This is a genomic window from Azohydromonas lata NBRC 102462, from assembly GCF_001571085.1.
GTDB lineage: Bacteria > Pseudomonadota > Gammaproteobacteria > Burkholderiales > Burkholderiaceae_C > Azohydromonas > Azohydromonas lata.
This window is the reverse complement of sequence record NZ_BCTC01000174.1, coordinates 1-8,126: the sequence shown is the minus strand read 5'-3', so window position 1 is coordinate 8,126 and position 8,126 is coordinate 1. Positions and strand designations below refer to the sequence as shown.

Annotated in this window: 9 protein-coding genes; all 9 read right to left on the bottom strand. The window is 71.9% G+C overall.

The features are described from left to right. Positions 1-114 precede the first annotated feature (114 nt). The 9 genes from ALA01S_RS29565 to ALA01S_RS29525 all read right to left on the bottom strand — a co-directional run bounded on the left by ALA01S_RS29565 (position 115) and on the right by ALA01S_RS29525 (position 7,944). On the bottom strand, positions 115-1,593 hold the full coding sequence (locus ALA01S_RS29565; RefSeq protein WP_084268075.1) for a (Fe-S)-binding protein: 1,479 nt from the start codon (positions 1,591-1,593) through the stop codon (positions 115-117). A gap of 27 nt (positions 1,594-1,620) precedes the next feature. Further along, positions 1,621-3,222 (bottom strand): flavin monoamine oxidase family protein, encoded by a 1,602-nt coding sequence (locus tag ALA01S_RS29560; protein WP_066343112.1) that lies wholly within the window; start codon positions 3,220-3,222, stop codon positions 1,621-1,623. A gap of 12 nt (positions 3,223-3,234) precedes the next feature. Continuing rightward, positions 3,235-4,080: an SIR2 family NAD-dependent protein deacylase gene (locus ALA01S_RS29555; protein ID WP_066343111.1), complete on the bottom strand. Its 846-nt coding sequence runs from the start codon at positions 4,078-4,080 to the stop codon at positions 3,235-3,237. A gap of 355 nt (positions 4,081-4,435) precedes the next feature. Beyond that, positions 4,436-5,626 carry a DegT/DnrJ/EryC1/StrS family aminotransferase gene (locus ALA01S_RS29550; protein WP_066343110.1) on the bottom strand — a complete coding sequence of 397 codons (1,191 nt, stop codon included), beginning with the start codon at positions 5,624-5,626 and terminating at the stop codon, positions 4,436-4,438. A 4-nt stretch (positions 5,627-5,630) separates the two neighbouring features. Continuing rightward, entirely contained in the window at positions 5,631-5,888 is a 258-nt protein-coding gene (locus tag ALA01S_RS29545) for a hypothetical protein (RefSeq protein ID WP_066343108.1), read from the bottom strand. Between the two features lie 2 nt (positions 5,889-5,890). Continuing rightward, positions 5,891-6,103, bottom strand: a complete 213-nt coding sequence (gene nifT, locus ALA01S_RS29540; RefSeq protein ID WP_066343106.1) for a putative nitrogen fixation protein NifT — start codon at positions 6,101-6,103, stop codon at positions 5,891-5,893. 75 nt (positions 6,104-6,178) lie between these two features. Beyond that, positions 6,179-7,354, bottom strand: coding sequence for a cysteine desulfurase family protein (locus tag ALA01S_RS29535; protein WP_066343104.1), 1,176 nt, complete (start codon positions 7,352-7,354; stop codon positions 6,179-6,181). Between the two features lie 99 nt (positions 7,355-7,453). Continuing rightward, a complete protein-coding gene (locus ALA01S_RS29530; RefSeq protein WP_066343102.1) occupies positions 7,454-7,723 on the bottom strand; it encodes a nitrogen fixation protein NifZ in 270 nt (89 codons plus the stop codon). 26 nt (positions 7,724-7,749) lie between these two features. Beyond that, positions 7,750-7,944, bottom strand: a complete 195-nt coding sequence (locus ALA01S_RS29525; RefSeq protein ID WP_066343101.1) for a 4Fe-4S dicluster domain-containing protein — start codon at positions 7,942-7,944, stop codon at positions 7,750-7,752. Between the last annotated feature and the right edge of the window lie 182 nt (positions 7,945-8,126).

Below are 8,126 nucleotides of genomic sequence, written 5' to 3'. Positions count from 1 at the left end.
TTTCGAACCGCCGGCACGCTGTCCCCGTCGCGCCGGCATCGCCGCTTGCGATCCGGCGTGGGACCGCCTGGATCCCCGCCTGCGCGGGGATGACGAAGTAGGGCGCGAGGTCCATCAGCTTTCGGCCAGCGCCCCTGCACCAGCACCAGCACCAGCACCAGCACCAGCACCAGCACCAGCACCAGCACCAGCACCAGCACCAGCACCAGCACCAGCCGCATTCAAAACCCCCGGCGTCACCGCCAGCGCCGCCTGCAGCAGCTCGGCCAGGTGCAGCGACTCCCTGCCGGCGCCGTCGCGTATCTGCTGCCGGCAGCTCGTCCCGCTGGCCAAGATCAGGTCGTCCGCCGCCGCGGCGCGCACCGCGGGCAGCAGCGACAGCTCGGCCATCGCCATGGAGTGGCCGTAGTGCTCGGCCTCGTAGCCAAAACTGCCCGCCATGCCGCAGCAGCTCGATTCGATCCACTCCACCTGCAGCCCCGGCAACTTGCCCAGCAGCTTGCGCAGCGCCTTGAGCGTGCCGTGCGCCTTCTGGTGGCAGTGGCCGTGCACGTGCACGCGCGTGGCCACCACGCCGGACAGGGGCACCACCGGCAGCACCAGGCGCTTGGCGTCCAGCTCGCGGGCCAGGAACTCCTCCAGCATCAGCGCCTGCTTCATCAGCGCCTGCACGGCTTGGGCCTCCAGCCCAAGCATGCCCACCTCGTCGCGCAGCATGCTCAGGCACGAGGGCTCCAGGCCGATCACCGGCCGCCCCGCCGCCAGGTGCGGCGCGAGCGCCGCCAGCAGCCGGCCCGCATGCGCGCGCGCCTCGTCCACCAGCCCGGCCGACCACGCCGCGCGGCCGCAGCACAGGTCGCCGCCGCCGTCCGTGGCGCGCAGCAGGTGCACGCGGTAGCGCGCGGCGTGCAGCACGTCCAGCGCGGCGCGCGCCACGTTGGGCTCCAGGTGGTTCGAGAAGCAGTCCACCAGCAGCACCACCTCGCGCACCGGCTCGGCCGGCTCCGGGCGCTGCGGCAACTGCTGCATGAAGCTGCGCGCCGGGGGCTGCGGCAGCCGGCGCCGCGCCGACAGGCCCAGCAGCCGCTCGCTCACCAGCGCCGCCCCCGGCAACTTGTCGCGCAGCGCCAGCAGCGCCCGCACCTTGCGCAGGTGCGGCAGCCAGCGCGGCAACTGCGCAAAGAAGCGCGCGCGCACCGGCGGGCGCTGCCGGCGCCAGCGCTGCGCCAGCGTCTCCGCGCGCAGCGCGGCCATGTCCACGCCGTTGGGGCACTCGCGCTTGCAGCCCTTGCAGGCCACGCACAGGTCCATGGCCTCGGCGATGGCGGGCCGCGCAAGGGCGTCTTCGCCCAGCTTCCCGTCCAGCGCATCCCGCAGCATCGCCGCCCGCCCGCGGGTGCTGTGCAAATCCTCGCCGGTGAGGCGGAAGCTGGGGCACATCACGCCCTTGTCGGCTGCCTTCTTCTGGCACTGGCGGCTGCCTATGCACAGCGCCGCGGCCTTGCCGAATCCGTCGCCCGTGGCCGGGATGGCCGCATAGGCATCGCCCTGCCCATAGGCGTCGTAGGCGCTCCAGTCGAGTTCCAGTTTCATGTTCGTCGGCTCGTGTCGCGGGCGGGCTCAGGCCGCCTTGCCACGCAACTGCTCGTTGACCTGCAGCGCGAAGTCCTGCCAGGCCGCGGCGAGGTCGCGGCGAATGGTCTTGACGTACTGCGCGTCCGGCTTGTGCTCGAAGGGAAAGTTGGACAGCGCGCACGAGGTGCGGTTGAAGCGCACGGCCTCCTCCAGCAGCTCGTCGGCCAGGCCAAGGAAGGGTTGAAGCACCCGCGGCGTGAGCGCGTGCCGGCCCTGCTCCACCGGCAGCGCGGCGGTGGCCAGCGGGAGCCGGCGCAGCTCGGTGAGCGCGTCGGCGTACAGCGACTCCATCGCGCCCAGCAGCGCCTGCTGCGTGAGCTGCGCGTCGCGCTGCTGCGACAGCGCGGCGTGCACCTGGTGGCGGTAGCGCTGCAGCGCGTCCTCGCGCTGCTGGCGCATCCAGCGGTCGAAGCGCTGCAGGGCGTTTTCGTTCGCGTCCGCGGCCGCCGCCTCGTCCAACTGGCGCCGCACCCGTGCCGCGGCCACCAGCGCCCCTTCCAGGTAGCCGCCGCCGCTGCGCGCGCTCTCGCTGCCCGCGAACCACAGCCGGCCCGTCCAGTGGGCATCCTGCAGTTGCGCATGCCCGTAGGCCGGATGCCCGCCCGTGGCGCCGTCGGCCAGGTCGGCCGCGGCGCAGGTGCAGGGCTCCTGTGCCCAGTCCTGCAAGTGCACCTCGCCCTGCTCCACCGCCTGCGGGCCGAACAGCATGGCCACCTGGCTTTCCACCAGCAGCGGCAGGCTGCGCTCGAAGTGGCGGCGCTGGTCGGGGTCCAGCGCCACGAAGCCCGCCAGCGCCGCGCCCGCGGCCGCGGGCTCAGCCGGGCTGGCATCGAAGGTCTCGGCCAGCACGGCCTGCGCGTGCGTGGACCAGGCGTTGCCCGTGTGGCCCTCCTCGCGCCACAGCGGGCGCGGCACGGCCAGCACCGCCTTGGCGGCGGCCGCCATCCACGTGGGCGTGGCCTGCAGCACCTGCGTGAGATCGGCCGGCAGCGCGGGCTCGAAGAACACCGAGGCCGCCACGAGGCGCGGCGGCAGCGCCAGCACCACGCGGCGGGCCTGCACCTTGACCAGCGCCTCGCCCTGGCGCAGCTCCAGCTCGACGTGGGTGCCGAAGTCCGTCACCGCCTCCAGCGCGTGTTCCAGGTGAAGGCGCGCCGGTTCCAGCCGCTGCTGCAGCGCGGCGACGAGGGCGCCCATGCCGCCGGCCAGGCGCCGTGCGCCCGCGTGCAGCGCATCCGGCTGCGCGGGCGTGCCCTGCGGTGCGGGCGAGCCCGTGCGCGGGTCGAAGGCCGCCAGGCGCGGCGCGTGGTTGGGGTCGTCCAGCAGCAGCACGTGGCCGTCGTCGGCCTGCGCCACGGTGGTTAGGCCCAGGTCGGCCACCAGCCGCGCCACCGAGGGCTGCGTGGCCGGCCAGAACCACGTTGGGCCCAGGTCCAGCGGCAGCCCGCGCGAGGAGGCCACCGTCAGCACGCGCCCGCCCAGGCGTGGCCGCGCCTCGAACAGGGCCCAATCCAGCTTGCGGGCCTGCAGGCTGTGCGCCAGCGCCAGCCCGCACAAACCGCCGCCAACGACCGCGACGTCCAGCATGGCCGGCTCCCCTCAGGCCGCGGCCGTGGCCTTGCCCACCAGCGCGGCGGCCACCGCCGCCAGCGGCAGCGCGATGCGGGTGATGCCCTGCTCCTCGAAGAAGCGCGCCTCCATGCGCGTGGGCTCCTCGGCCATCACCGCGTAGTGCGGGCCCTGGGAGCGCTTCATGATCTGGCGGGCGAAGGCGCGCGGGAGCTGGTCGTTGAAACGGCAACCCAGGAACACGAAGCCCAGCGACGCGCGGCGCTGCTGCACCTCGGCGGGAATGGGCGTCTGGATGTCGATCTCGGTGAGCACTTCCACGTAGTCGCTGTCGGACACGAGGTAGTTGGAGGCCGGCAGGTGCCCGCCCCAGGGCTTGTAGTAGATGGTCTTGGCGCCGGCCACCGGGTCGGGGCAAGCGGCGCCCGCGGCGTCGTACCAGCCCGTCCAGGTGCCGAAGTGCTCGCTTTGCGCCAGGCCCTGCACCTCGGCCCAGTCGCTGCGCGCGCAAAGCGCCTGGCGCAGCGTGTCGTCGTACCAGGCGTCCACCACCAGCGGCGCGGGCAGCGCGGCGATCCACTGGTGCAGCGCGGACGGCGTGGCGGCCGCGGCATAGGCCTCGTCCATGGCCTTCACCAGCGACTTGCGGTGCTTGAAGTTCTCGATGAACTGCGCCGCGGCGGTGAGGCGGTTCTTGATCTTGCCCGGCACCGACACCTTGGCCGTGAGCACCGCGACCAGCGCGAGCGGGTCGGCGGGGGGCGTGGTGCCCTCGCACAGCGACAGCATGCCCGGGCCCAGGTAGGGCGCCAGGGTGCCGGCGGCAAGGCCCTCGGCGACGGCGGCGGGGAGTTCTTGGACGGTGGCGTAGGTCATGGCGGTTCTCCGAAAAGGGTCGTTCCAGTGGGTCGCAAGGCGTGGCGATTCGCCGTTGCGATGGGTTGTCAACTTGACCTGTCGTCGTGGGCGTGCCGGACTTGGGCCGGCACGCCGTGCTTTTCACTTCGTCATCGCGTCAATCGGCAGCTCATGCGCTGCGTTCTCCGCTTCGGCGCGGCGCTGGCCGACAGCCCGTGCGCCATGCTCTCTACTTCGTCGTGGCGTTGGTCGACAGCTCGCTCGCCACGCTCTCAACTTCGTCATTCCCGCGAAGGCGGGAATGACGGATCGGGGTGCGTGGCGGGCCGGCATCCGGCTGCCGCTACAACACCTTTTTGCAGTCCCTGCCTCACTAGTAAATCGCCGCCCCCGCCCCCACGTTGATGGAGGAGTCCTTCAGGGTCTTGACGATGAACCTGATGTGACCGGGCAGCAGGTGCGTGTGCAACGGCAGAGCCAGCGCGCGGTCGGCGATGCGCTCGGCCAGCGGCAGGTCGCCGCGCTTCCAGCCCTGCTGCGTGTAATGGAACTGCTGGTGCATGGGCATGCAGTACATCACCGCCTCGATCAGCTCGGTTTCCAGGTCTTCGAGGATGTCGTTGCACGCGCTGCCGCTGAAGCGCTTGCCCAGGTGCACCACGTACAGCATCCAGTGCACCTCGTCCACGCCCGGCGCCACATAGGGCGGCTTGACGCCTTCGAAGGACTGCATCTCAGCGAGGTAGTTGGCCTCCACGGCCTTGCGCTTTTCGAGGATGCGGTCGATGCGCGCCAACTGCCCCGCGCCCAGCGCGGCGGTGAGCTCGCTCATGAGCGCCTGCAGCGGCACGCGCGAACCGACGGAGATGGAGCGGCGGTCCTTGATGGAGCGCGAGCGCAGGTAGCGCAGCTCCGAGGCCAGCACGTCGTCGTCCGTCACCACCATGCCGCCCTCGCCGCAGCACAGCGCCGAGGGCTGCGAGAAGTCGAACACCGACAGGTCGCCGAAGGTGCCCACCAGGCGGCCCTGGAAGCGCGAGCCCAGCGCCTCGGTGGAGTCCTCCACCAGCCTGATGCCGCGCGCATCCGCCAGCTTGCGGAACTCGTCCCACGCGGCCGGGTGGCCGTTGGTGTTGCCCGCGAGGATGGCCTTGGTGGCGGGCGTGACCTTGTCGGCCGCGCGCACCGGGTCCAGGCAGCCGGACCAGTAGTTGATGTCGGAAAACACCACCCGCGCGCCGGTGAGCTCCACCGCGTGCGCCACCTGGTGCCAGCCGTAGGGCGAGGCGATCACCTCGTCGCCCGGGCCGATGTCCAGCGCCCGCAGCGCCAGCCACGCGCCTATGGTGCCGCTGGAGACGGCCACCGCATGCTTGCGGCCCACCCAGCGGGCAAAGCAGTTCTCGAAGTGCTGCACCATGCGCCCGGCCGAGAGGTGGGGCTCGCCCAGCGCGGCCGTGACCAGCTCGACCTCGACCTCGCTCATGTCGGGGTCGCTCAGCAGCAGCTCTTCCTCGTCGGACAAGCCGAAGTCTTCATCCTGTTGCGCAACGACGGCATTCATGCGCTCACCCCTTGTCGGCCAGGTAAAAGCCGGCGGCCTGCGCCGGGTCGGTGGTGACGGTCCAGCAGTGGCCGTCGCTGGCGCCCAGCCACAGCACGCGGCGCGTGCCGGTGGCCGAGGGTGCCTCGTGGCGCATGTCCATGGCGTCCACCACGATCACGCGCAGCGGCGCATAGCGCTCGCGCAGCGCCGCCGCGGCCTGGCGCACGGTGTCCGCGGCCTCGGCCACGCCCAGCGCTTCCTGGAGCAGCGCGGCGTCCATGCTCAGTCTCCGGACAGGCGCTTGGCCTCGACCGTGATGGGCAGCCCCGTGCCCTCGGCCATCTCCGGCAGCGCCAGCACCCAGCCGTTGGCCAGCGTCACGGTGCCGCCCCACAGCGCTTCCTTCTCCTGCGAGACGATGGGCTCCTCCAGGTCCTTCTTGGGCACGTAGGCCGACAAGATGCCCTTCGAGTCTCTGCGGATCATCACTTTCATCAAAAGCTCCTGGAAAAACCGGTTAAGAAATTGCTGTGTTGGGTTCGCCCGCAACGGCCGCCTGCGGCGCCCGCGTCAGGCCGCCGCCGCCAGCCCCTCGGCCAGCAGCGGCAAGAGTTCCTGGGTCGCCGCGGCAATGGCGGCGTCGATGTCGGCGGCGGTGGTGTCGAAACCCAGCGACAGCCGCACCGCGGCCTTGGCATGCAGCGGGCTCTCGCCCATGGCCAGCAGCACGTGCGAGGGCTGCGTGCCCCCGGCGCTGCAGGCCGCGCCCGACGAGGCCACGATGCCCGCGCGCTCCAGTTTCATGAGCACCTGCTCGGCGTCCAGCGTGCCGAAACGCAGGCACAGGGTGTTGCACAGGCGCTCGGCCTCGGCGCCATACACGTGCACGCCGGGCAGCGCCGCCGCCAGGCCCGCTTCAAGCCGCGCGCGTTGCGCCGCCATGTGCCGGATGTCGGCCGCGAGCGTCGCCGCCGCGCGGTCGCAGGCCGCGGCGAAGCCGGCGATGCCGGGCAGGTTCTCGGTGCCGCCGCGGCGGTTGCGCTCCTGGCGGCCGGACAGCAGCGCCGGCAGCGCCACGCCCTTGCGCACCATGAGCGCGCCCACGCCCTTTGGGCCGCCGAGCTTGTGCGCGGAGACCGACATGAGGTCCGCCCCGCTGGCGGCGAAGGACAGCGGCGCCTTGCCCGCGAGCTGCGTGGCGTCCACGTGCATGAGCGCGCCGGCCGAGCGCGCGAGCGCCGCGACCTCGGCCACGGGCATGAGCACGCCGGTTTCGTTGTTGGCGCCCATGACGCTGACCACGGCCACGTCGTCGGCGATGAGGGAGCGCGCCGCGGCCAGGCTGAGCCGGCCCTGCGCGTCCACGGGAATGAGGTCCACCTTCACGCCCTGGCCGCGCAGCCGCTGCGCCAGCGCCTGCGAGCCCGGATGCTCCACGGCGGACATGAGGATGCGCTCGCGGCCGCTCATCTGCAGCGCGCCCAGCAGGGCCATGTGGTTGGCCTCGGTGGCGCCGCTGGTGAAGACCAGCTCGGCCGCGCCGCAGCCCAGGAAGGCGGCGACGCGCGCACGCGCCGCGGCCAGCGCGCGGCGCGCGTCCTGGCCAGGGCCGTGGGTGGACGAGGGGTTGGCCCAGCTCGCCTGCAGCGCCTGCACCATCGCCGCCACCGCCTCAGGCACCGGCCGCGTGGTGGCGTTGTGGTCGAGGTAGACGACGTTGGCGGCTTGTGCGGCGGGGGAGGTCATTGGGGCGCTGCTCCTGCAATCAGTGGCGTGCGCGCCTGTGCCTGGGCGAGGGACGGCTCGGGCCGTCCTCGGCCGGCAGCCGCGACGCGCACGCGGGGCTCATGCGACGGCCGCTTCCTGGGGAGCGGCGGAGCGCATGGGCTCGATCTCCTCTTCGAGGCAGCCCAGCACGCATACGCCGAAGTCGACCATGTAGATGGGGATGTTGGCCTCGGAGTGGTGGCCCACCTGCACGATCTCGCCCGGTCCGCCGGCCACGACCAGCAGCATGTCCTCGGGGATGTCCGGCAGGCTGCCGTCGTTGTAGAGATCTACCGTGGCCTTGACTTCCAGGCCCCAGGGAAACTTGGGTTCGCGCAGGTCCATCATGGTGTGGCCCCTCAGGAGTTAAGCGTTCAAGCCTTCTTGATGCAGCCGTCCACCGGGCACACGGCCACGCACTGCGCCGAGTCGAAGGAACCTTCGCACTCCGTGCACTTGGCCGGGTCGATGATGAAGGTGCCGCCCTTTTCGCGGATGGCTTGGTTGGGGCACTCGGCCTCGCAGGCCGAGCAGCCGGAACACTGGGAAGCGATGATCTTGTAGGCCATGGTGGACTCCTTGAAAGTAACGGGACGGTTTTGTTATGCCGCGGCTTCGGCGCCGCCCGTATAGGCGCCTTGGCGGATGCGCGCGTCGCCGCGCGGCTGGTGGGTGATCTCGCCGCGGGCGATGCGCTGGCGGTACTCGCCGAACCAGCCCAATGCGGCCTTCTCAATGAATTCGTGCGCGA